The sequence below is a fragment of the Acinetobacter sp. ANC 4973 genome, from assembly GCF_002135275.1.
GTDB classification, from domain to species: Bacteria; Pseudomonadota; Gammaproteobacteria; order Pseudomonadales; family Moraxellaceae; genus Acinetobacter; species Acinetobacter kyonggiensis.
The window spans coordinates 93170-118029 of the sequence record NZ_NEGM01000010.1 but is presented as its reverse complement, the minus strand read 5'-3'; the positions used below and the strand labels follow the sequence as shown (position 1 = coordinate 118029).

Annotated in this window: 14 protein-coding genes; all 14 read right to left on the bottom strand. The window is 39.7% G+C overall.

Translation table 11 applies throughout. The features are described from left to right. Positions 1 to 125, bottom strand: a 125-nt coding sequence (locus B9T30_RS12765; protein WP_319830017.1) for an IS1 family transposase, incomplete at its 3' end; no start/stop codon positions are given. Between the two features lie 532 nt (positions 126 to 657). Next, on the bottom strand, positions 658 to 9489 hold the full coding sequence (locus B9T30_RS12760; protein ID WP_086185331.1) for a filamentous hemagglutinin N-terminal domain-containing protein: 8832 nt from the start codon (positions 9487 to 9489) through the stop codon (positions 658 to 660). Between the two features lie 49 nt (positions 9490 to 9538). Next, complete coding sequence (locus B9T30_RS12755) at positions 9539 to 11095, bottom strand: ShlB/FhaC/HecB family hemolysin secretion/activation protein (protein WP_171264169.1); 1557 nt, start codon at positions 11093 to 11095, stop codon at positions 9539 to 9541. Positions 11096 to 11881: 786 nt separating this feature from the next. Then, entirely contained in the window at positions 11882 to 14311 is a 2430-nt protein-coding gene (locus B9T30_RS12750) for a glucose/quinate/shikimate family membrane-bound PQQ-dependent dehydrogenase (protein WP_086185329.1), read from the bottom strand. Positions 14312 to 14486: 175 nt separating this feature from the next. Further along, entirely contained in the window at positions 14487 to 15806 is a 1320-nt protein-coding gene (locus tag B9T30_RS12745) for a carbohydrate porin (protein WP_086185328.1), read from the bottom strand. 64 nt (positions 15807 to 15870) lie between these two features. Further along, positions 15871 to 17331 (bottom strand): nitrous oxide reductase family maturation protein NosD, encoded by a 1461-nt coding sequence (locus B9T30_RS12740; RefSeq protein WP_086185327.1) that lies wholly within the window; start codon positions 17329 to 17331, stop codon positions 15871 to 15873. A gap of 21 nt (positions 17332 to 17352) precedes the next feature. Then, complete coding sequence (aroD, locus tag B9T30_RS12735) at positions 17353 to 18162, bottom strand: type I 3-dehydroquinate dehydratase (RefSeq protein ID WP_413772573.1); 810 nt, start codon at positions 18160 to 18162, stop codon at positions 17353 to 17355. 123 nt (positions 18163 to 18285) lie between these two features. Further along, entirely contained in the window at positions 18286 to 18915 is a 630-nt protein-coding gene (pcaG, locus tag B9T30_RS12730; RefSeq protein WP_086185325.1) for a protocatechuate 3,4-dioxygenase subunit alpha, read from the bottom strand. Positions 18916 to 18932: 17 nt separating this feature from the next. Continuing rightward, the gene (gene pcaH / locus B9T30_RS12725; protein WP_004649024.1) at positions 18933 to 19658 is read right to left on the bottom strand and encodes a protocatechuate 3,4-dioxygenase subunit beta; all 726 of its coding nucleotides are present in this window, start codon (positions 19656 to 19658) and stop codon (positions 18933 to 18935) included. Positions 19659 to 19679: 21 nt separating this feature from the next. Continuing rightward, positions 19680 to 20087 carry a 4-carboxymuconolactone decarboxylase gene (pcaC, locus tag B9T30_RS12720; RefSeq protein ID WP_086185324.1) on the bottom strand — a complete coding sequence of 136 codons (408 nt, stop codon included), beginning with the start codon at positions 20085 to 20087 and terminating at the stop codon, positions 19680 to 19682. A 12-nt stretch (positions 20088 to 20099) separates the two neighbouring features. Next, entirely contained in the window at positions 20100 to 21455 is a 1356-nt protein-coding gene (locus B9T30_RS12715) for an MFS transporter (protein WP_086185323.1), read from the bottom strand. Between the two features lie 39 nt (positions 21456 to 21494). Further along, positions 21495 to 22283 (bottom strand): 3-oxoadipate enol-lactonase, encoded by a 789-nt coding sequence (pcaD, locus tag B9T30_RS12710; protein ID WP_086185322.1) that lies wholly within the window; start codon positions 22281 to 22283, stop codon positions 21495 to 21497. After that, positions 22280 to 23638 (bottom strand): 3-carboxy-cis,cis-muconate cycloisomerase, encoded by a 1359-nt coding sequence (gene pcaB / locus B9T30_RS12705; RefSeq protein ID WP_086185321.1) that lies wholly within the window; start codon positions 23636 to 23638, stop codon positions 22280 to 22282. The genes pcaD and pcaB overlap by 4 nt, the downstream gene beginning before the upstream one ends. A 19-nt stretch (positions 23639 to 23657) precedes the next feature. After that, positions 23658 to 24860: a 3-oxoadipyl-CoA thiolase gene (gene pcaF, locus B9T30_RS12700; protein ID WP_086185320.1), complete on the bottom strand. Its 1203-nt coding sequence runs from the start codon at positions 24858 to 24860 to the stop codon at positions 23658 to 23660.

Sequence of the window (24860 nt, the reverse complement as noted above, 5' to 3'; positions counted from 1 at the left end):
AGCACACTTGAACGACCACAATCTTTACATCTGAACTGTGCATTTCCACTTTTATTGTGTCCATTCTTATAGATATTCGCTGATTGGCAGCGGGTGCATAGGTAGGTTGTAGTTTCTATGATCATTGTCAGTATTTACAGCTTGTGTGGTTTCAGTTGTATTCTAAAATAAAACACGTTGGATCTGAGCACTACCAAATTTTTCTTAGATTATTACTTTTACCTAATTAATCTCAATATTTTAAAAATGTGAAAATTCATTATTTAAACGAATTTACTTATTATTTAAAAATCATTTTATGACAACAAAGCCTCTAAATTTAAAACAACAAAATAATTAACTATAGAATTTCTATCTTTAAAGTAAGCAACATAATCTAATAAACCTATTAACAACAATTTTTTTAGAATTCACTTCTAACTATAGTTGGTATATAGCTTTTTCTAAGCAACACCCTAAAAAAGTACTTATATTCTTTAACCAATGAACTTTGATATAAGCATTTGATATATAATGATTAATATTAATCGTTATGCTACGAACAGAATCTTTACTCATAAAAAATGCCAGTCAAATTTAATTGACTGGCATAGTTATTAAAGTATGGATTCTATACTGCACATATTTTATATACAGTATATTTTCCTAGTCAGAAAATTACTTCAATAAATCAATATTTACCAATTCCTTCAATCCAACAGTTGGATCAAATTTAAGTGAATTTGAAAGCTGTTGTTGTGAAACAAATAAATCCGACATAAATTTTCGGCTATTAGATAAACTGCCTCCAACAACCTGATAATTCAATTTAATCAAAGCTGATTCTAAGATTTTTTCTGCGATTAATTGCTCAACTAAAGTAGGATTCATTGATGGTGATTTAATATCAATGAATGATCCTTCAATATTACCACCTGTAGTAATACCATCATTAATTTTTGCAGCAGTTATCTTGACGCCACCACCAAACTCAGTCGATTGTAAATAACCCAGATTAAGTGTATCAGCAGCTTGATAAGTGATTACACCTGATCCAGTTGTTGTACGTACACCATCACTTTGAGTGTTATTCGTCAACATATTGATATTTCCTCCGCTAATGACATTAATATTGCCATTTGCATGAGTTGTAATATCAGCATTTTGATTAATATCACCCTGAGCATTTAAATTAATATTTCCATTATTTGCTTGGTAAATTGGTTTTTCTATATTTAAACGACCAGCAGTTTTAATAGAAATATCACCACTTTGAGCACTTAATGAAGGTTGTCCTTGTGCAGCGACTAAGTTCAAATCAGTTGAGTTTAATTTAACTAAAGCAATTCCACCTGTTCCTGTATTGGCAGTTAAATTAGTCACATCAATTTCTAAACTATTATTCGGTTCACCTACACCTTGTGTTGCAGATGCAACAAATGATTTGCCTACTACATTCAAAAGACGAAGATTATCATCATCATTATCGGCATCTTTTATAGCACCCTGAGCTGCCGTAATTGTCACATTACCTAAACGAGTTGCTGTCGTTGTGCTTGGTAAATCAGCTGCTTGAATTAACCCTAATCCAATATCTCCTGTGCGTGTATCTAATTCAATGTTGCCATTTTTAGTCTTCGCATCAACACGGCTGAGACCATCAGCTTCATGTACAGTAATATTGCCTTGAGTTGTTGATATATTTAAACGGTCAACAGCAGTATTTAAGTTTGTTACCGCACCTTCAGCATCAATTTTAGCTTGACTTGCTTTTAGAATACCTGCTGCAGAGCCTGTCAAACCACCATTTTTAATGGTGAGTTGCACATTCGCTGGAGTAGTTAAATTCTTAAGGTTGAGATTCCCCTGCTGTGTTAAATAAATATCACCTGAAGTTGCCGCAGCAGATAATGTATTGGTTTGTATCGATAATGGTAGTGTAGATAAACCAATACCTGTTGCTGAAACCAAACTTAGATCTTGAGAAACGATGTTTTTATCTGCTTGGCTTGAAGCTAAACGTTTAATATCTGCATTTAACGAAGCTAATTTAACTTGTGCTGTTGCCGTGACTTTATCAACTGCAATTGCACCATTCGCTTTAACATTAATGCTACCATTTTGAGTTGACAATTGACTTAAAGTGATATTGTCTTTTTCATTAATGTTAATATCACCGCCATTTTTAAGGGTAATATCCGCATTATTCACTTGAGTATTTAGATCAACAAGTTGATCGGCAGAAACTTTTAACTGATTTGCCTTCACAGAACCAGCAATTTCAGTAGCAGTTATTGGAACATATGTTGTGAATTGACCAGGTGTCTTAACACTCATGTCACCATTAATACTTACATCTTTTGCAAGGATATTTTGTCCAGCATTCAAAACGAATTGACCATTCTGAGTTTGAACTTGAGATAATTCAATACCATCTTGTTCATTGATGTAAATGTCAGAAACATAACTTGGATCATTACTCGTTGTTTTGGCAAATAATCGAGTAATTTTAGTTTTTAATGGTAAAACTAAACTCGCAATATTCTTTTTAGCCGAGACAACTAAATCACCTGTAATGACATTTGTATCAGCTGGTGTATTTGCCTGAACAGAAACACGACCATTTTCTGAAATTAAGCTAACTTGATTGCTATTCGGTGTTTCAATGCGGTTAACGACAATGTCTTGCTTCGCTTTATATTGAACATTACCTTTTTGCACTACAGAAGTGAGTGTACCTGTCTCCATAGTAATGCTACCAGCATCCGCTGTATAGTCGATATTACCCCGAGCAGTTGAAGTATTCGCATTTTGTATAATGTCGCCTGTACTGCTCTTATAGCTAATATCGCCATAACCTTGGCTGACAACATTTGCATTCTGACGAATACCTGTCGCCGCAGTCAGGCTAATGTTTCCATTAATTGCATCTTGACCTTGCGCTGAAATTGGCGCATCTGCTTCTGTCGTAATGCTGCCTGTTTTCGCAGTGATCGCAACTTGACCGAGTACAGTGGTCGTTTCATTACCAATCACAACATCTCGATTTGCAGTCAATGCAATACTACCTGCATTACTTTTCACAATCTGGCTATTAATATCTGTACCAGCTGTGTATGTAACCTTACCTTGACCAGTCGTTGTGCTTTTCACTTCAGTCATAGTAATGCTACCAGCATCCGCTGTGTAGTCGATATCACCCCGAGAAGTTGAAGTATTCGCATTTTGTACGATGTCACCTGTACTGCTCTTATAGCTAATATCGCCATAACCTTGGCTAACAACATTTGCATTCTGACGAATACCTGTTGCCGCAGTGAGGCTAATGTTTCCATTAATTGCATCTTGACCTTGTGCTGAAATTGGTGCATCTGCTTCTGTCGTAATGCTGCCTGTTTCTGCTTTAACTTGAACTGAACCGAGTGAAGTTTTGAGTTGCTGACCAATATTGACATTATTCTTAACTGCAAATGCAATATTTCCTGCCAACGTAGAGACTTGATTGGTTTGCTCTAGTGAACCTTGCTCAACAGTAAGTGAAATATCCCCAGTATTTGCAACATTCAGCCCATTCAAAGTATCTAAATCTAGACCTGATTTTACATCTGCAACTTCAAGATTGCCTGTTTGATCAGTAAGATAAATTCCACCTTTTTCTGTTTCAGCTTCAACACGATCAATACGTACATTCATATTGTTGCTTGATGTACCGACACCATTTTTAGCTGTGGCAGCTAAACGGTTGGCAACAATATTTGGCTCAACAGTTGCTTGGTTTGCATCTACAGTTGCTTGGTTTGCATCTTTAGCCAAATCATTGATCACAGCACCTTCTTTAGCAAATAAAGTGACAGTGGTAGGTTGGTTAATATTGGTATTGGTAACAATTTTACCGATATTTAAATCACCAGTTAAACTTTGTACAGTGACATCACCCGTTGTTTGAATTGAACTCACTTTTAGGTTGTTCACTTCAGCAACATTTACCACGCCTTTTGCGTTTATAACAACTTCATCTACATTGGTATCAAGAGAGCGTGTTGCTGTAGATTGATTGGTATTTCCACCGATATCTGCACCTGCATCAATGGTTAATTTTTTACCTTCAATCAGGGTTGAATTATCACCATCATCACGTACATAGCTGTTATTACGTGCTTTAAGCAAAATGTTGCCGACATCTCTAGAGTCAGAAAGATCACTATCTTGAGCTTTCATTTTCTCTACAACCATATTAGAAGCCAAGATGTCAATATTTCCATTGCCAACATTGACTTCATGAATGTTAAGGTCATCTACTTCACGAATTTGAAGATGACCTTGTCCAGATGCATCTGTATGTGCGATTAAACCATCAACTTGTGTATCAAGATTAATATCATGATGTGCATCTGCGATCAGTTCGCTGCTTTGTACATTTAAGCCTGAAAGATTACTATCAACCAGTGAACCATTCACACTGGTTAGATGCGTGGTGTTTTTTGAACTTAGGTCGGTATCTTTAATAATTTCTTTAAGAACCAAATCACCATTGGTTTTCAGGGAAATATCGCCATCACCAGAAATACCAATGACTGTACCAATGCGGGTCACATTTAAAGGATCGTTCGTATGATTAATGATATTGACGCCTTTACCACCATCCACACTCAAGTTTTCAATTTGAGTATTGATTGCACGATCTACACCTACACCATCTTTCGCTTTGATGACAAAATCATCCGCAATAAATACACCATCCGTATTTACCGCTAGATTTTTAACACCACCATTGCTTTCAATTGAGATTAGACCACGATTGATATTTGCGCTGTTGCTTAGGTCGGAAATGACTTTAACAGTACCAACTTGATTGACGCTACCCGCAGCTTTAACAATCAAATCATCACCAGCTTTAAGCTGGATATTACCTAAACCAATATCACCTGTTGAATCTAAATAAAGACTTGTGTTGAGTGTGCCGCCATCATTAATATCAAGGCGATTCGCTGTAATACCTAGTGGTTTCGTTGCACTACTATCAATATCTTTATTTAAATCATAGGCAGTTAGCGCCTGACGACGAATTTGTAGGCTTGCATCACGAGCTTGAGTTGCCTTGACCAAATCTTCAGTTGTCGTTGCTAAGTTCGCTTCAGCCGATTGACGATAGATTTCTGTATATGCAAGGTCAGATTCTGCTGATTTAAGATTTGCATTATATTCAGCCAAGACAACACGTAGTTCGGTAACTTCATCTTCTTTCGGACCTAGGTAACGCTTATCGTATTCATCTGCTATAAATTCTGCGGCTGCTGTTGCAACCTCAAATCCACTTGTTGTTGCTTCAGCACCACCATCACCAGCCAAAGGCACAGCCTGTGCACCAGAGGAAACAAGCCCCGAAGCATCTGAGATAACCTTAGCTAAATTATATGTCGTCATTAAATCATCATAAAAATTTCGGTAACTATCAGCTTCTTCACTTTTCTCATCAAACTCCTGTTCAGTCATCTTTTGAAGAAAGTCTGCGAGCATTAAGTTTCTCTGCGCCAAACTCTCAGCATTGGTGGTACTTTGAACAGTTTCTTCGTTGTTCTTCTTTAACGTTGTTAATGAGCTAACCAATGCTTCTTTAGCCGATAGTTCACTAATTGCAGTTTCACGATTGATTTCAGCTGTGTTTCGATCAGGTGTTTTTGCTGAAAGTGTAACGACATTACCACGAATATTTTGTGCTGCGCCATTACCATCAATAATAATACCGTTATGCGCATTTACCGTGACATTACCCGTATTACCAGCATCTAACATCCCGATGGTAATATTACTTGCAGCTTCTACATTAATATTACCGCCATTGGTTGTTGTCAGGTTACCCGTAACGATTGCCCCACTATAACCTGTATCAGAACTAGCATAGTTTGCAACAAATGAAATGTTTCCACTACCGACTGCAAGCGTATCCTTTTGATTAAGGAAAACAATGTTACCACCTGTCGCAGTTAAATTTAGCGTACCACCATCCTGTAGCTTAATAACACGACCACCATTATCTAAAATAATGATGTCAGATGCTGAAATCGTAACTGATTTATTGTTTAGCGTTTCATAATCTAAGGCAATTGCACTGAGGTTATTGGCTTTAACCGCACTATTCCCGCCAGTAGCCGCAATATAATTTACATCTAAAGCAAGAGCACTATTCGCACCTACTCCAGCAGCCGCAGAAATATCTAAAGATTTCGCTTTAACATTTGGTGAAGTCTCTCCAGATGTACGGGCATCTTCAATTGCACCACCACTTTTTAAAGTGACTGTATTACCACGTGATACAACTACACCTAAATTTAGGTTTTTATCTGTTTCAATATTGATATTACTACCAGCACCTGAAGCAGCAGCATGGACTAAATTAAAGTCTGTACCATTACTATTTACTGCATAAATGCCGCCTGAAGTGGTATCCACAACAAGTTTAGATACTTGAAGCTCAAGTTTGTCACTATCCGTTCCCATTGATTTAGCCGCATAACGTAAACCTTCTGGGTTATTTACAACAAAGTTAGCCGTTGCTCCATTGGCATCTGTACCATCACCAGCAATGGTGATCACCATTTTCCCTTTAGAACTTAATGTACCAAAAGCAACATTACCATTACTTGCAATCGCCATATTACCTGTGGTGCTTGCATTTAGCCCTGTACCTGTAATATTTCCAACGTTACTAAAATTAATATCGCCATTGGTCGCAATCAGTTGAACATCACCACCTTGAATTTGGGTATTAAACGGATTGTTTGTAGAGCCAATTGCTGTCGCTTTTGCATCTAGGGCTGTACCTTTAATGGTGGCACTACTTGTATCTGTAAGTGTTCCATTATTGGCATGTAATGTAATTTTACCCGCACCTTGAGCATTTGCGACCAATAAATTACCAGTTTGATCAACGCTAATCTCTGCATTAGCACCTGTCGCTTTTGCATTCACTTCCAAATCTGATGAACTATTGCTCAGTTGGATATTGCCACTCGTACTGGTTAAGGTCGCCTTTTTAGTTTGGGTGCTTAACGCTTGATTTGTACCAATTCCTTTTCCAGCAGTAATCGTAATTTCTTTTGCAATGGTTGGAGTTGTACCACTTTGGTTTACAGACCCTGTTGCTGAAAGCGTTAACTTTTGCTCAGACCCAAGTGTGATGCCATCTAGTACAATATTCTGAGTCGCAGCTGTACTACTATCATTGGTGAAGTTTAAGGCTTCGCCTAAGCCTCCAACCAACTTGAGTTTACCTGTCGTTGCATCAAATGAAAGTTGACCATTATTCGCGAATTTTACAAGGGCATTTGTTCCGCGAACAGTTGCATCAATATTTTTCAACTCTGAAGCATTGCTGATATATGAGCCAACCGAAGAGCTTGTCGCTGTATTGGTGAGCTTAACTCGATCAACATTTGTTTTAATATTATTGTTTGCTGTGCCAATTGAGCTAAGTGCTGATATATCTAATTCACCTGCTTGTATATTTGTTGCAGCAGGGTTTGTTGTAGCAGCAAGAATAGCCCCTTTTTTACTAGAAACTGTTGCTTTTGTTGCGGTTGTAACAGAGTTATTGGTTTGTTGTTTTTGGGTCGTTAACGCACCTAGAACAATATCACCCGTATCAGCATTTAAACTAATGTCTTTCGTTGCTGTAATATCAGCACGTCTTAGACCATTTTGTTCACTTAAAAATACACCGCCATTTGTTGTATTTGCAGTAAGATTCTCGACATTTGTTTTTATAGCCTGAGCTGCTAAACCAATATCTCCAGTAGCAGTTGCACTGAATTTAACTGCTGTCAATGTTGGTAATATCGTTACGCCATTTGTAGGACGACCTGATGCTTGAATTGCACCACCCGCATTAAGGCTTAAATTACGAGTTGCATTGATTGAATCTGTTAAAAGTAGATTCCCAGCAGTATTAATGACAATATCTTTCGTTCCTTGAGTTCCATCAACAAGACGAATATTGCCATTACCATCATCAATAGCTGAAACTAAAATACCATTCGAAGTTTGAGCGGTTTTAATACTACCTAATATTAAAGAAAGTGGTGATGCTGATGCGTCAAAACTTGAGTTTGAGATATTAATACTGCCATCTTTAGCATAAGCAGATAAAAAACTTGTGTCAGTTGTAAGAGGTGTTGCAGTCGTACCAATATCACCATCGGCTGTAAGGTTTATAGAAAAAGCACGACGAATATCATTCGAATTACCACTTGCTCGGATTGCACCACCTACAGCATTGGCAATAATTGCAGTTTTAAAATTCGCTGTTGCAGCAGGAATATTTGCACCAGTATCAACTGTACCTAGGGTTACACCACCAGCAGTATCTTTTAAATAAATGTTACCTTTATTGGTTTTAGCATTAACAAGATCTGCATCAAAACTAACAGGTGTTGTATCTGAACCATCATTGACCCCAACCGTACCACCAATCCCAGCTTCAGCTTTAGTTGTCTCTAGATTTAAAGTTGACGCAGCCGTCTTGCTATTTGTATTGGTACTAATTGAATCCGAAGCTTTTAAGTTGATGGTTGTTGTCTTGAAATCTATCGGGCTATTATTCGTTTTGAGTAAAGCCCCATTTTGCTGAATTGTTCCCGCAGATATATCGATTAGGCTCGTGGCTTCAACAACACCTGAGTTATTAACGACACTATTTTCCAAAGCAGCAGTTTGAGCAGCAGACATATAAACATTTTCTGCTTGGATCAAACCAGTTTGACTGTTCTTTACACTATTGGTTGCAGTTGTTGCAGCCGCTTGTTGAAGGTTATTGATTTGAAAGCCAATTAAATTTGATGAATCAAATTGCACATCGAACTTATCACCAGCACCAAGAACGACTTTACCAACGCGACTTGCAATTGCTGTTCCAGTAATGGTTCCTTCATTACTAACTTCAGGAGCGATTAAATATACAGCCCCCCCAGCCTTGATGTCGCCTAAGTTTTTGACGCTACTTGTTGAGTTTGCTGAACCTGTAAAGCTAGCAGCACCATTCATGAAATCATTGTTATTGACATCAAGTGTAGTTGCAAGTAAGCCATTTACGTTGACACTTGCAGTACCGTTAAAAACAATACCCGCTGGGTTAATCAGAAATAGATTGCCATTTGCTTGCAATGCACCCGAGATTTGGGTCACTGAATTGCCATTAATTTTATTCAGTGTAACGGCATTGTTACCTGCACTTTGGATAAATTTAACAAGTTCATTTTGATTAATATCAAAGTTCGACCAGTTAATAATCGCTTTGTTCGCTGATTGAGTAATATTTAAAGTATTTGCTGTATTACGATCAAAAGTAACCGTTCCTGCCCCATTATTGACTACAAATTCACCTGTTGGTAAAGCAAGTGCTAATGAAGAATAACAAGCACTTACCAAACCGGTTAAAGCTGCTGCTTGAATTTTTTTGCTACGTGGACGTACTACTTTTTTCGAAGTGTTGCTCGATTTATTAATATTTGACATGGCTTATTTCTCAATTTTTGAAAGTATATTTGATTGCTTATCAATTAAATTAGTAGGTATAACGGGCTTGGAAATACGCATAATTTTCTTTGTCTGCCGCTTTGTCCAAAGCATGACCGTAATCTAATCTCAAGCTAATATTCTTGGTTGGATTCGCCAATAAACCGATCGACATCCCTGTTAATTCATTATTTCGATCTTGATTTAGTGAAACTTTTTTCGTAAATACCTGACCATAATCTATACGGCTAGATAACTGATATTTCTCATTTTCAGGAAATAGAACGTAACGACCTTCTAGATTGAGGTTAAAGCCACTATCGCCAGAATAAGCTGAAGGCGCTTGACCAATTACAGAGTTATAACCACCGATTGCAATCTGCTCTCCAGAAACCAGTGAGTTAAATGCATATTGAGCTGTTAAATGAGGTAACAAGCTAAAACGAGGTGTAATTCTTTGAATTCGTGTCCAGTCAAAACCTAATTTGGTAAAACTATTATCGGCACCGGCCATACTGCGGGTTGATAAATTAGAGTCTTTTGGCATTGCCCCCAAAGTGTCGCCTAAGCCTTGATGTAAGCTGACGGAATACAATGAGCGATTGTTTTCCCCTAGACGTTCAAAATTCCCAACCAATCTAATTTTTCTAATTTTATCATTCGCATAGGCTTCATCAAGCATGGTTTGCTTTAGGTCATATGACTCAAACCATGATTCTACTTGAAAGAAATGACGTGCATCTTTGACAAAGTCATGTTGTAAACCAAGGCCATAACCGCTGTTATCTCCTTGTATATTTAAAATGGTTAGCTGTTCACCAACACGTACGTTTCCTTTGTAAACATAAGCTGCTGCTTTCGTACCAAAACTATTAATAGGTGTGTTGTAAGCTAAACGTGCAAAATAACTGCCTTCACCATCAATCGAGTGCATCCCCATAAAAGAAAGGTCATCGCCACGACCCGTTAAGTTCACAATGTCAAGATATGGCAATACACGATATTCACCCGTACTTTTAGAACCATAATTATTGACTTCAACTGCTGCAATTAAACGAGGGGCTTCATTAACCTGAATACTGATATCTGTTGAACCTTGCTCTGCTCCAGGTTTAAGTACAGATGCAACTTTGACCCCAGCTTGTCGATTGATTCGCGCTAAAGTATTTTCAAGTTGACCTAATGTGAAAGCTCGTCCAGAAACGATATCTGATGCTGAAAGTGATTGAGTAATAAATTTTGTGTCGTAATACTTATTGTTCCCTGTATATTCAATTTTCCCTAATTTTCCTTCTAGCACTAAAAGCTGAACGGGCTGACCGCTCTGGAAATTTTGTTGTGGAACAACAACTTTTGTTAGAGTATAGCCCGCTTGTTGATAGATATTTTGCACTTTAAGAGCAAGTTCTTTTATTTGAGCTAAGGTCATCGCCTGACCTAGATCTTGTTCTACAAAACTCTTTAATTGCTGCTCGGTGTAAATTGTATTACCTGAAAATACAACCTCATTAACTTGAATAGATGGTTCAGTAACTTGAGTACTTGTCGTTTCTTCTAACTTTTTACTGTTCTTCGTTTCAACATTTGCAAAAGCAGAATGCATCATGGTTGCCACACATATAAAAAGTATAGATCTAGAAAAGGTCATATTTTGTCCTTTGTTAAACAGAAAACATCACGATGGCGTTATGTTTTGAATTTTTGTTTAATAACGACAATATCTAGCTAAAAAGCCCCTATATCTCTGGAAAAGAAAATCACAGATGCATGGTTGTTTTCTAAACAAATAATCCCAAATGAAACAAAAAACACGACATAACAAATAAAATTCAACTTGAAACGACTACAAATAAAATACAAAAAATATGATGTATTTCTCTTTAACTATAAAAGAGCGTGATTTGCTGTTCCATTATGTCTAAAAAATGTGTTGATTGAACATTTTAATTAACATAAATGTGCATACTGAACATTTTATTGCGTAACAAAATGTTTCACCATTACCTTTAAGCGAAGTATTTTCCTTTAACAGTCCAAAATTTAAAAAATTCAGGCAAAAAAAGACCTCTTAAAGAGGTCTGCCACGAACAATTCGCGATCTACAATTCAATATGAAATAAAGCACCACAATGTTTTTTAAATTATTTATCAATATCTTTTATTCTAAATTTATTTCTAATTGATTGTACTCGTGACGCATTTGGGTATTTGGACGATTTACAACCTTTAGAATTTCCACTTTTGGAACACTTGGATGAGAAAATGAATCGCTTAACAAAGACAAGAAGTTGATTGAAAAAGCCGCTATTTAGTGCCTTCACTAAATAGCGGCTTTATACCGTATAAGCCAACGGTTCAAGTCATTAAATCATTGGCTTAAGTAGGACTTAGGTTACTTATCTAAAGCATATGCAATCACGTAATCACCATGGTCAGGAGATTGGCGTGCACCACCAGCAGAAATAACAACATACTGTTTTCCTGTTTTAGGCGAAATATAACTCATTGGAGTACCTTGGCTACCGACAGGTAAGCGTGATTTCCAAAGTTCTTGACCATTTGATGAGTTAAATGCTCTTAAGTAGTAATCTTGCGTTGCTGCAAAAAACACTAAACCACCCTGAGTTGCCATTGGGCCGCCAATCGTTGGCATACCAATAGGCGCTTTTAAGCCCATTTTAATTCCCATCGGCCCCGTATCTTGTACTGTGCCTAAAGGAACTTGCCATGCAATTTGACGAGTCGTCATATCAATTGCCGTCATTGTTCCAAATGGCGGTTTTTGACATGGAATACCCAATACAGACATAAAGCGGTTTTTGTTTACTTTATATGGTGTACCTTTCATGGGTACAGCACCCATACCTGTATTTACTTTTTCTCCACCATTGGCCTGAATTTCAAGGTCTTCTGGAGTCTGTTTAATGAGTTGTATCCATAACCCTAAACGCATGTCATTAACAAACATATAACGGTGCGTTGGATCAAAGGCTATGCTGCCCCAGTTCATACCACCCAATGAACCTGGAAAACTCAGTGATACATCTGTGCCGGGTGCTGTAAATAAACCATCATAGCGCATTGATTTAAAGTTAATACGACACATCAGTTGATCAAATGGTGTCGCGCCCCACATATCTGATTCAGTTAATGTCTGATTACCAATTTGTGGCATTTCAACTGAACGCGGTTGTGTCGCACTGTATTGTTCATCTGGAATATCCGCAGCTTTTACAGGTTGTTCAACAACTTTGGTCAAAGGTTGTCCAGTTAAACGGTCAAGTACAAAGAACTGACCTGACTTGGTTCCAATCACAACAGCAGGTTTCGTTGTCCCATCTTTCATTGGAAAATCAACTAAACTGGGTTGCATTGGTAAGTCAAAATCCCACAGATCATTATGTACCGTTTGATAGACCCACTTTTCTTTGCCCGTAGTCGCATCAAGGGCCAATACCGAAGAATTATATTTATGATCAACGGGTTGACGATTCCCACCCCAAACATCAACAGATGAACTGCCCATTGGCAAAAATACTGTATTCATTTGTGGATCATAAGACATTGCAGCCCAAGAGTTTGCAGAACTACGCTTGTAAATTTCGCCAGCTTTAAGGACATAGTTAGGATCTGGATTACGTGGATCAAATGCCCAACGTAATTTACCTGTAATGACATCGTATGCACGAATAACACCACCTGGCATATCTGCTGCAACGTTATCTGCAATACGGCTACCAATCACGATAGTTGTACCTGCAATAGTCGGTGCTGATGTCACCTCAAAACGAGGCGCTTTGGTTCCATCCCCTAAGCCTACAAGTAAATCTACAGTTCCATCGACACCAAAGTCTTTACAGCGTTCACCTGTATCCGCATTGACTGCAATTAAGCGTCCATCTGGTGTATTGGTATAGACTCGACGTGGACATGCCGTATTTGCCGCGACTGTTGTTACAGGAGTCGCACCCGCTAAAGTTGGTTGCACCAAGGGTTGTGTGGCATCAAAATATGCAACGCCACGGCAACGCTCCCATGCATCCGCTGTTGAATTAACTTCAGCTTTCCAAATTTGCTTACCAGTATCGGCATTCAGTGCAAAAATGTTATTGTGTGGCGTACAAACAAAAACTTTATCGCCTACTTGTAAAGGTGTGGTTTGATCTTCTGCACCATTTCCCGTACCTGTCGTCAGGTCGCCTGTTTGAAAACGCCAGACTTCTTTTAAATCTTTAACATTATTACGGTTAATTTGGTCTAATGCTGCAAAACGACTACCACTAGTATCATTACCATAATGCTGCCAATTGACTTGCTGTTTATCTGCATCGACTGGAATAAGCGGTAATTCCTGACCTGAAGCAGCCACAGTCGGATGAGGTTGAAACATCTGATAAAAAGCAATCAACATACCAATAATGACAACTGTTGCACCTGTATAAGCGGGTACAACCAAGCTACTTTGTGCTTGATAGCGACGAATGGCGGGTAAAGTAAGCAATAAAGCTGCAAAGACACCCGCAGGGAACATCAGTCTGGAAAAAAGTGCCCAGAAGTCCCAACCTGCATCAAACCATGCCCAAACAAGGGTGCCTACAAATACGAGCGCAAATAACCACACACCGAATGCTTTTTTTCTAAAAACAAAAATTGCTGATGCTGTGGTCAGCAATCCCGCAATAAAGAAATACCATGAACCACCCAAACTAATGAGTTTTCCACCACCAATCAAATAAAATAAGCCCGTCAATAACAAGGCTAAGCCAAGTATAAAACACCATATTTTGAATATGGGTTGAGACTTAGAATGAGGTTCAGACATACATCTTACTCCAAGTGTTGTGAGTTTAAATGATCACTCCCTCTCCTTTGAGCATCATTTTCAATCACGGATAATGTGTTGCTTGAGCAATAGATTTGCTTGAGCAATTTAAAAAATGTTTAAATCCAAAGTGCTTTATTGTTTGTATTTTAATCACTTTGAATTTTAGGTACTGTTAAAAATTGACGCGCATACTTAATCCTGCAACCCATGCATCATCGACTTCTTTAACACCCGCAGGTTGATGGATATATTGAAGATTTGGACGTAACATGACTGCTGGAGACCATTGGTAGGTATAGTTTAATTCAACGTTTAATTCATCTCGTTGAATTGGTGTATAGTCACTGGCAAATGCGTCATAGCGGTCATAACCTCGGCTTTGATTGGTGGCAATTTGTCGGTCTTGCACACGTTCATTCACCACATAATTCGCCAAACCAAAACCGACGGAATCATTTGGACGATTCTCTAATGGCCCCTTGTACCAAAGTGCAATTTGTTGAGTACTTTGGACTGTCGTGGTGGCTTTATCATTAATCACAGCATTAAAACTGACATATAAACCGCGTTTTGGATCTGCACCCTGCTGAGTTAATTGTTGCTGAGCATTTAGCCAAAAGCTTTGTTTACCGTCATGGACTTTGCCTGTTGTTTTGACATCTTTGGCTTCAGCTGTTGAATATAATGCACCTAGTTTATATTCCCCCGGCAAACCATCAAACATGCTCAGTTTTGGTTTCCATGCCAGTTCGACTGGAATCGTGGCACCTTCAACATTATTCATATCAAGGTTAAAACCATCGCTGTCTGATTGAGTTTTTACGTTGTCTGGATTGACTTCATAAGCGCCTAATCCCAATGTCCATTCTGGTGCAAATTGATATTTAACATTTGCACCCCATAAACCGACAGGCCAGTTGTACCAAATGGAACCAATTGACTTACCTAACTGACCGCCACAAAGCAGTAAATTTTGAAATTCACACTGTGAACTATTGAAGTCATCAGACATACCCATACGTCCAATTTTGAACTGAACCGTATTGTCTGCAAATCCTGTTTTAACCCAAGCCTGTGTTAAGCGCCAAATTTTTCCACGGCCATAAATTTCTTGTGTATTGCCCAAAGCGCTGCTTCGCGGGTCTTTAATACGTTCTAGCGTAAGTGAATTACCATCTCGCTTGGTCATCATGATTGCTGCGGTCGTGTTTTCCCAACCTGCAATTTTGTTGAAGTCGAAAGTCGCACCGAGCGTTAACTGCCCTGCATTTTCCAAGGTATTGTCATCGTTATAACCACCTGCCAAATTGGTTGCAGCCTGACTCATAATGGATGTCGTAAATTTATAACCTTGATCTTCAAGTTGCTTACGCTCACCATTCCAGTCACCGAGTAACCACTGACGATCTTGTGACCAAAATTCATTTGCACTGGCAAATTGACTACCCAACAGAGCGACGGATAAAAGGCTTAATTTAAAAAAGTGTTGCATAACGAAATATCCCTTTTCTATTTGGAAAACTCACACCATGTGAGTTTTCCACGTTTTAATTGTTTTATTTAATGCGTACTGCTGGACTAAGTTCAGAAGTTGCACCTAAGTGATTGGTCAAAGTCGCGGTGATTGTTGCTAAAGCAGTAACAGGCTTCCAAGATGCCTGTGCTTTTCCTTCAGCATTGGTGGTAATTACTTGTGAGCCAAGATATTGTTCAGCTTCTTGAGCATTTGATTGACCGTTTGCAAAGAATTCTAATTGATAGCGTTGGTTCGGCTGAGCCTTGACCTCTGCAATCACGTGTCCCTTACTGAAACTTAATTTAGGTGCTTGAATCGCTTGATTTGGAACGGCATTACAGCCCTGTTCATTGGGTTGAGTACAGGTTTTTTGTAGTTTTGCCGCTTCAATGACCACACCGCCACCACGAGAACCGACAAAATCTGCATGTTCTAATGCAGGAACAGCAAAGATGACTGCGCCTAAACGTTGATTCGGTACGCAAGAACCACCTGCCTCACAACGCTTAATATCTTTGCCATTATTCCAAATTAAATTTTTGGTTAATGTGGTACGTGCATTGGCATCTTTTTCTGAACGAATAGCCACACCGACACGATTACCATGCACTTTATTGCTGTCAAAAATATTACCGTCACCAGTTAAATTAAATCCAATCGAGTTATTGGTCAGTTCGTTGTAAGCAATGTAATTACGTTTACCCCAGTTAATTTGCAAACCATCTGAATAATTTTCAAATTTATTACCCACAACAGCATTGTCATTACCCCACAAAATTTCAATGCCTTGTGATGGCTCTGGATTGGCTTTAGTTGAAGTAAAAAGATTATTTGCGACTAGGTTAAATGCTGCACCGCGTGTTAACTCTAAACCATCACCGTTATCTACAAATATGTTATTTAGCACTTTGTTGTTGTTGGTCGTGGTTGAAGTTGGATTACCTTTACCATCATCACCCGTCAGCATGACGCCTGAACCACCATAGTTATTACTAATACGGTTATGCTGAATCAGGTTGTTGCTTGAACGATTAACCAGAACACCAATACAGAAACGGTGAATATCCAAACCTTTTAAGGTCACACCATTAACGTCTTGTAGAACCAAACCCGGTAAAGTCGTAGTACGCACATTAGTTCCATACTGTTCAGGATTTGCGCCCGGACAAGCTTTAGCACCTTCACCTTTAATATAATTTGAACCATCAATGGCAATAAACTCACCTGTTTTGTCCCATTGTGTGCCAATAATTTTGACCGATGATTTAATAGGCGGTAATGGCTTGTCTGCCTTAATGATGTACGGTGCTTTACCCACAGCTTGAATTAAGATTTCATTTTCTTGAGCTGTATTTGTATTTGATTGCTCTATTGCCCAACGTAATGAACCTTTGGCGCTATCATCTTGATAACGATCGACAATATAGGTTTCTGCGGCTGCAAATCCAGAACTTACTAATCCTAAAGTTAGTGCTGTTAAACGTAGTGAAGCTAATTTCATGGCGATATCCTTGTCCAAAAATTAAGGGGTTGGCTGAACTGTTTTTAAAAATTGCTTTAATTGAGCGACATCAATTTGACCGGGTGCAGATGCTTCACCAATCATGCCAAAACTCATACTGCCGCCCATATTTGCTGTTGCAATACGAGAAATCGTGCCTAAGCGTCCCATCGACATGGTCAATAAAGGCTTTTTACTTTTCTGACTGACATTGAGCGTTGCATTCATTAAGGTAAGTACATCTTGTTTAGACTTCGGCATCACTGCAATTTTGAGGATGTCTGCACCCATTTGATCTTGTTTTAATAAGCGTTGTTCAATGTCTTGTTGAGCTGGGGTTTTATCAAAATCGTGGTTTGACATAATCACCAAGACATTTTTTTGATGCGCACGTTGGGTGAGTTTTTCTACGCGTGCTTGATCACGAAACATTTCAATATCCAGCAACTGCATAAAAGGTTGCTTTAAATATTCGCTATAAATTTTTTCATATTCAGCGTCGGAAACCTTCAGTTTTCCGCCTTCATTGGCTGTACGAATTGTGGCAATTAACGGTTTATTTTTCAGAACTTGATTGAGCTCTTTGCCAAGTGCAATTACTGCTTTAGTGTCGGATGCAAAATCCAGTAGATCAATACGAAATTCAGCCATATCTGCATTTGGATTTTCAGCAATCATTTGTGCTTGCTCTAAGGCTTGTTGCTTGGTTTTTGCAGTAATCGGTACAATCGTTTTGACGGGTAATTCACCAATATTCAAATTTTTAACGTGATAAATTGCAGGAGAAATATCTTTATTTAAAGGTTCTGCCTGTGCTGCAACAAAAGCCATTGAAATAGATGCGGCTAAACAGAGTTGTTTCGCAAATTGATTTAGATTCATCATTACTCTTCCTTGTGAGTCGGCAGCGCTAAAACCACGACTGCCGAATATCCTAAAATAGATTTTGCTCGATTAAATATCTAAGAAAACGGTTTCTTTCTCGCCTTGAATATAAATATCAAAACGATAAACCACTTCACCATCGCGCTCTTCACGTTTGGCAATTAAGGTTTGACGACGCGGTTCCCATTCAATGCTGTTAAGTACAGGGTCATTCGCATTTGCTTCGCTTTCATCTTCAAAATACACACGGGTATTTAAGCCGGTGTTAATGCCGCGAGCGAAAATAATCAAGTTAATGTGTGGTGCTTGAGTTGATGCCTTGCGACCCGGAACCGTACCCGGTTTAATGGTGTCAAAATGCCAAATTCCTGTCTTAAAGTCAGCGCCTGCACGTCCCCAACCATGGAAATTAACATCTGCGACTTTGTCTTGGAAATCCGCTTGGCTTGGATAAACGCCGTTGGCATCTGCCTGCCAAATTTCAACTAAAACATCACGTAAAGGTACGCCAATACCATCAAAAACTTGACCTTCTAAACGAATGCGCTGACCTTGTGGGTTATTTTTAACCAGATCGTTATTAAAGTTATTTTCAAAAACTTCAATACCTGCCTGTTTAGGCAATAAGCCAATATGTACATAAGGCCCACCTGTTTGTGATGGTGTCTCATGTAATTCTTCAAAATTCCAACCTTTCATTTTTGATACTCCATCCATTAATGTAGTTCGTTTTCGAAGTAAGTCGCTCGACGACCACGTAAGGTGATGTCAAAACGATAACAGCGGCTATCTGCCTCAATAAAATTGCTTTTATCTTCTAAAGCAATGAGTGCGCGACGTTGTTCTTCTGATGGAATGGTTTTCAAGATTGGACATGAATCAATCAGGGTGTCACCTTCAAAATAGAACTGTGAAATTAAGCGTTGTGCCCAACCATCAGCAATCAGTGAAAAGTGAATATGTGCAGGTCGCCATTCATTAATACGGTTACGCCAAGGGTATGGGCCTGGTTTAATGGTACGGAAAATATAAAAACCATTTTCATCGGTCATCATGCGACCACAACCGCCAAAGTTTGGATCGAGTGAGCCAATAAATTGGTCATTGGGATGACGATAACGCCCAGAAGCATTGGCTTGCCACACTTCGAGTAATGCATTCTTAACAGGGCGACCAAACTGATCACGAACATAACCATGTACGATCACACGTTCACCCACAGGCAAACCTTCTTTGGCACAGTTTAAAATTAAATCATTATCTTTCGGCCCAAATTGGTCAGCCGAAAAATGTGGTGCAGTGACTTCCGAAATGGTTTCACCAATCGCAATCAATGCATTTTTCGGTGAACGTAACACACTGGTTTTATAGCCTGGCGTATGTGCTGGCGGATGGTCGTCGGTATTACGCTGTGCGTAAGCTCCCCAAATAATTTGAGACATTTGATCTCTCCCTTAAATACCTTATTGGTCTTCCACAATTTTTTTGGGCGCTATACCCATTTCTTCAAAAATCTCTTCAGCCATATGCATGGCTGCATTTGCAGCAGGTAAACCTGCATATAAAGAAGAATGAATAAAGAGTTCTTTTAAATCGTCTTTGGTCACACCATTGTTGAAACATGCACGAATATGCATACGTAATTCATCGTTACGTCCAAGTGCGAGCAAAATAGCAATCGTCACTAAACTACGGGTATGACGTGGCATACCTGGGCGTGACCACACTTCCCCCCAAGCAAAACGACTAATAAAATTTTGAAAATCTTCATTAAAATCATTTAAATTTTCTAAAGATCGCCCGACATGCTTTTCGCCTAATACTGCAGTACGAACTTGTATGCCTTGTGTATAACGTTCTTCGTCATTCATGATAAATACCTCTTAAGTTGCATCTGTATGGGCAACAAATGATTTAATAAGAATGGCAAGTGCAGCAGCTGTCGCTGGAATCAGTAACATGCTCAGAATTGAACTGAACGACCAATTATTACCCAGTAAAACTGCGCCAATCCATGCACCAAATACAGCACCAAAACGACCAATACCAGACATCCATGCCACACCTGTTGCACGGCATTGGGTTGGATAAAAACGTGTGCTCAGTACTGGCATTGCAGATTGCGCACCATTCACTGCCATACCTGCACATAAAATAAAGATGGCAAGTAAGGTTGGGCTGGCAAGGCTTTGACTCACAATAAAAGCGAAAATACCCGCTGCAAAATAGAACCCGGCAATGATCCGGTTTGGATTAAAACGATCCATTGCCCAGCCGACAAACAATGCGCTGAGCACACCGCCGAACTGGAATAACCCACCAATAAATGCAGCACGTTCCATCGTGGCACCAGTTTCACGCATCAGCGTTGGTAACCAACTGGTGAGTAAATAAATGATGACCAGACCCATAAAATAGGTAAACCACAACAAGAAGGTTCCTTTGGCATACTGTTTTGAAAACAGGATTCCAAATACACCTTTTTTGGCCGTATTTTCGTTCTTTTCTTCTGGTACATAAAATTCTGTTGCATGTACGGCTTGCTCAGGGGCAATACGCGTCAGGATTTTTTTAACTTGGGTTGCTTTATTGCCTTTCAAAATAAGGTAACGGTACGATTCTGGTAAAAAGAAAACCACCACCAACATTAAAATAAGCGGTGACCAGCCACCGACTAAAAATAAGCTGTGCCAGCCATAGTTAGGAATCAGCCAACTACTGAAAAAACCACCCACTGCCATGCCCAAGTTATAACCACAGAACATACAGGTCACTAACAATGAACGGCTACGTGCAGGACAATATTCAGAAAACAAAGTGGTTGCATTTGGCATTGCAGCGCCTAAGCCAATACCCGTTAAAAAGCGAAAAACAACCAGACTATCGAGATCAGTTGCATAGGCACAGGCTAAGGTAAAGCCACCAAAAATCAGCATTGAAATTGCTAATACAATTTTTCGTCCAAAACGGTCAGCCATGGGGCCTGAAAATAAAGCACCAAAAATCATCCCACCCAAAGCTGCGCTCATTACTGGACCTAGCTGTGAACGATCAATGCCCCAATCTTGAGCAAGTGCAGGTGCAATAAAACCCATTGCTGCGGTATCAATACCATCAACAAAAACAATCAGAAAACAGACGGCTGCAATAAGCCATTGATATTTGCTTATTGGCGATTGATTAATTAATGCTTGCGCATCTATTCCTGATTTATGCGTATAACTATCCTGAGACGCCATTGTTGCCTCCTTAAGGCCAAATCCTTTTCATTAATTACTTTATTGATTTTTCTCGATAAATCTCTCTAGCACTTGGCTGAATTCATCGGGGCATTCAATATTCGATAAATGAGATGCGGCTAAAATTGCAATCTCACCCTTCAGTACGTGTTCTTTAATTAATTCACCATCTTCTACGGTGGTTACAGGGTCTTTCGAACCACAAATAATTAAAGTTGGAATTTTGAGTTGAGGTAATTCATGACGAACATCTGCATATGCTAAAGCTCGACAAGCATTTGCATACCCTTTCACCTTGGTGGTTGCTAAGCTTTGGATCGTTTGTTGTGCCAAAGCATTATGTTGATAATCAAATTTGTCACTAAACCAGCGGCTATGTGTTGTTTTAACTAAATCAGCCAAACCATTTTGTTCAACGGCATCCGCACGGCTAATCCATGCATCGACTTGACCAATTTTAGCTGCTGAATTGGCAACGGTAATGCTATTGAAACGATGAGCGGCATTTAAACCTAACCAAAGCGCAGTGATTCCGCCCATAGAAATGCCACAAAAATGGGCCTTTTCTATATTTAAAGCATCCATAATATCCATCACATCTTCGCCTAAATTGGCTAAGGTTGTGTTGTCAATAACATCACTTTTGCCATGACCACGCGTGTCATAACGCACAACTTTATACTTATCTTTAAAATATGCTGCTTGTGGATCCCACATGCCTTTATCTGTACCTAAAGAATTGGACAAGATAATGACAGGCAAATTTTCAGATCCATCAACTTGTATAGATAAAGTTTTTCCTTGTCGGTTGGTGATAATGTTATTCACTTTGCCTCTCCTTTTGCTTCTTTAAGCACAGCATCAATCTGATCCTGAATATTGCCTAAATAAGATTCAGGTTTAAAAATAAGTGTTAATTCATCTGCACTAAAATACTGTTTCACTTCTACAAATGAACTTACGATATCTTGTAAATGACTTTGCTCAGCAACGGCTTGTTTACAAGCTTTTTCAACCAAATGATGTGCATTTAAACGCCCCATTTTCGGTGCGAGTGCCATCATTACAGCTTCAGCCATAATCAAGCCTTGTGTCGTTTCTATATTGCGCTGCATATTTTTACTATTGACTTCTAAACCTTGCAGCACTTCAACTGTACGTTGTAACGCACCTGCACAAAGCTGAAAAATTTCAGGTAAAGCCAACCATTCTGCATGCCAAGAACCTAAGCTACGTTCATGTTCTTGAACCATACTTTGATACATACTCGACATGAGTGCAGGTACACGATTAGCTGCTGCCAATATTGAAGCTGCGGCAACGGGATTGCGCTTGTGTGGCATGGTGGATGAACCACCACGCCCTTTTGCTGTAGGTTCAAATACTTCTGCAATTTCAGTTTGCATCATCAATGACCAATCACGTGCCATTTTCCCCGTATTCCCCACCACGATGGCAAGAAAGCCTGCGATCTCAATAATACGATCTCGTTCTCCATGCCAAGTACAGGTTGGAACACTCAGATTTAGTTGTGCGGCATAAGCTTCAACAACCTTTGAACCTTGATCCAGTAGTGATGCCAATGAACCCACTGCACCACCGAGTTGAGCGGCAAGTACACGTGCTTTCATTTGTTCTAAACGGTCTAAATCACGTTTAAAACCACTTGCCCAACGTGCAGCTTTATGTCCAAAAGTAATGGGTAATGCTTGTTGCAACCAAGTGCGTCCTATCATCACTTCAGCGCGATATTTTTCTGCAAGTTCGAGTGATGCTGCATACGCATGTCGCAATTGAAATTCCACAACGTCTAAAGCATCTCGTGCTTGTAAAATACACGCCGTATCAAGAATATCTTGACTGGTTGCCCCCCAATGCACATAGCGGGAAGCATCTTCATCAACGGCTTTTACTGCTGCTGTAAACTGCTTTACAAATGGAATCGCGATATTCCCAGCGAGTCCTGTCGCTATTGCAAGGTTTTCAAAATCAATCGCTTGAATACCTTGAGTATTGGCAACATCGGCAATGATTGCAGCAGCAGATTCAGGAATCACGCCAACTTGCGCTTGTGCTTTCGCCAAAGCCACTTCAGCCTGAATCATGTACTTGAGCAAAGCATGATCACTGAAAATTTCAGTCATATCTGCTTGGTAAAATAAACTCGCATATAAGTGGCTCATAAGACGACAATCCTTTGACTTAAACCCGTTGAATAATCAGAGCGATACCTTGCCCGACGCCAATACACATTGAACACAAAGCGTATGTTCCGCCCGTGGCTTCAAGTTGGTTCAGTGCTGTGGTGACCAAACGTGCACCCGATGCACCCAGTGGATGACCCAAAGCAATTGCACCCCCATTCGGATTGACCTGTGTCGAACCATCTTTGATACCTAAATCACGTGTCACCGCCAAAGCTTGTGCGGCAAAAGCTTCATTCAGTTCAATCACATCCATTTGCTCAAGGGTTAAACCTGTTTGCGCCAAGAGTTTTTTAATCGCAGGTGCAGGCGCAAAGCCCATGATGCGCGGTTCAACACCGACAGTCGTTGCAGCAATAATTTTGGCACGTGCTTTTAAACCGTACTGTGTAATCGCATCATCCGATGCGATTAGTAGCGCGGCTGCACCATCATTAATGCCCGAAGCATTACCCGCCGTTACCGTACCGTCAGCTTTCACCACAGGTTTCAGCTTGGTTAAAACTTCAAGCGTGGTAGCACGTGGATGTTCATCCTGAGCGATCACCACAGGCTCGCCTTTACGCTGTGGAATGGATACAGGAATAATTTCTTGTTCAAAGAAACCACGCGCTTGGGCATCTGCGGTGCGTTGTTGACTGCTGAGCGCAAACTGATCTTGATCGGCACGATTAATATTGAACTGTACTGCCACATTCTCAGCGGTTTGCGGCATGGTTTCGACACCATACAGCTCTTTCAATTTCGGATTGATAAAACGCCAGCCCATGGTGGTGTCTTCGAGTTTCTGCGCACGACCAAACGCCGTTTCAGCTTTACCCATCACCAAAGGCGCACGGCTCATGCTTTCTACACCGCCAGCAATGATTAAATCTGCTTCACCGGCTTTAATGGCACGCGCGGCCATGGCAATCGCATCCAGTGATGAACCACATAAACGATTCACTGTGGTGGCCGGCACTTGATACGGCACACCTGCAAGCAGTGCAGACATACGACCGACATTACGGTTGTCTTCACCGGCTTGATTGGCACAACCATAAATAATGTCATCCACCAATTCCCAATTCACTGATGGATTACGTTGCATCAGCGCTTTAATGGGTAATGCACCTAAATCATCGGCACGGATAGCAGCGAGACCACCGGCATAGCGACCAAAGGGTGTACGAATAGCATCTACGATATAGGCGTTTTTCAT

Bases quoted from the DNA above. Each gene is read 5' to 3' on its own strand.
- pcaG (WP_086185325.1), bottom strand. From the start codon at position 18,915: ATGAAAGGTTGGAATTTTGAAGAATTACATGAGACACCATCACAAACA.
- pcaB (WP_086185321.1), bottom strand. From the start codon at position 23,638: ATGAGCCACTTATATGCGAGTTTATTTTACCAAGCAGATATGACTGAA.
- B9T30_RS12740 (WP_086185327.1), bottom strand. From the start codon at position 17,331: ATGAAATTAGCTTCACTACGTTTAACAGCACTAACTTTAGGATTAGTA.
- B9T30_RS12750 (WP_086185329.1), bottom strand. From the start codon at position 14,311: ATGTCTGAACCTCATTCTAAGTCTCAACCCATATTCAAAATATGGTGT.
- B9T30_RS12745 (WP_086185328.1), bottom strand. From the start codon at position 15,806: ATGCAACACTTTTTTAAATTAAGCCTTTTATCCGTCGCTCTGTTGGGT.
- B9T30_RS12760 (WP_086185331.1), bottom strand. From the start codon at position 9,489: ATGTCAAATATTAATAAATCGAGCAACACTTCGAAAAAAGTAGTACGT.
- pcaF (WP_086185320.1), bottom strand. From the start codon at position 24,860: ATGAAAAACGCCTATATCGTAGATGCTATTCGTACACCCTTTGGTCGC.
- B9T30_RS12715 (WP_086185323.1), bottom strand. From the start codon at position 21,455: ATGGCGTCTCAGGATAGTTATACGCATAAATCAGGAATAGATGCGCAA.
- B9T30_RS12755 (WP_171264169.1), bottom strand. From the start codon at position 11,095: ATGATGCATTCTGCTTTTGCAAATGTTGAAACGAAGAACAGTAAAAAG.
- pcaC (WP_086185324.1), bottom strand. From the start codon at position 20,087: ATGAATGACGAAGAACGTTATACACAAGGCATACAAGTTCGTACTGCA.
- aroD (WP_413772573.1), bottom strand. From the start codon at position 18,162: ATGGCTTTTGTTGCAGCACAGGCAGAACCTTTAAATAAAGATATTTCT.
- pcaH (WP_004649024.1), bottom strand. From the start codon at position 19,658: ATGTCTCAAATTATTTGGGGAGCTTACGCACAGCGTAATACCGACGAC.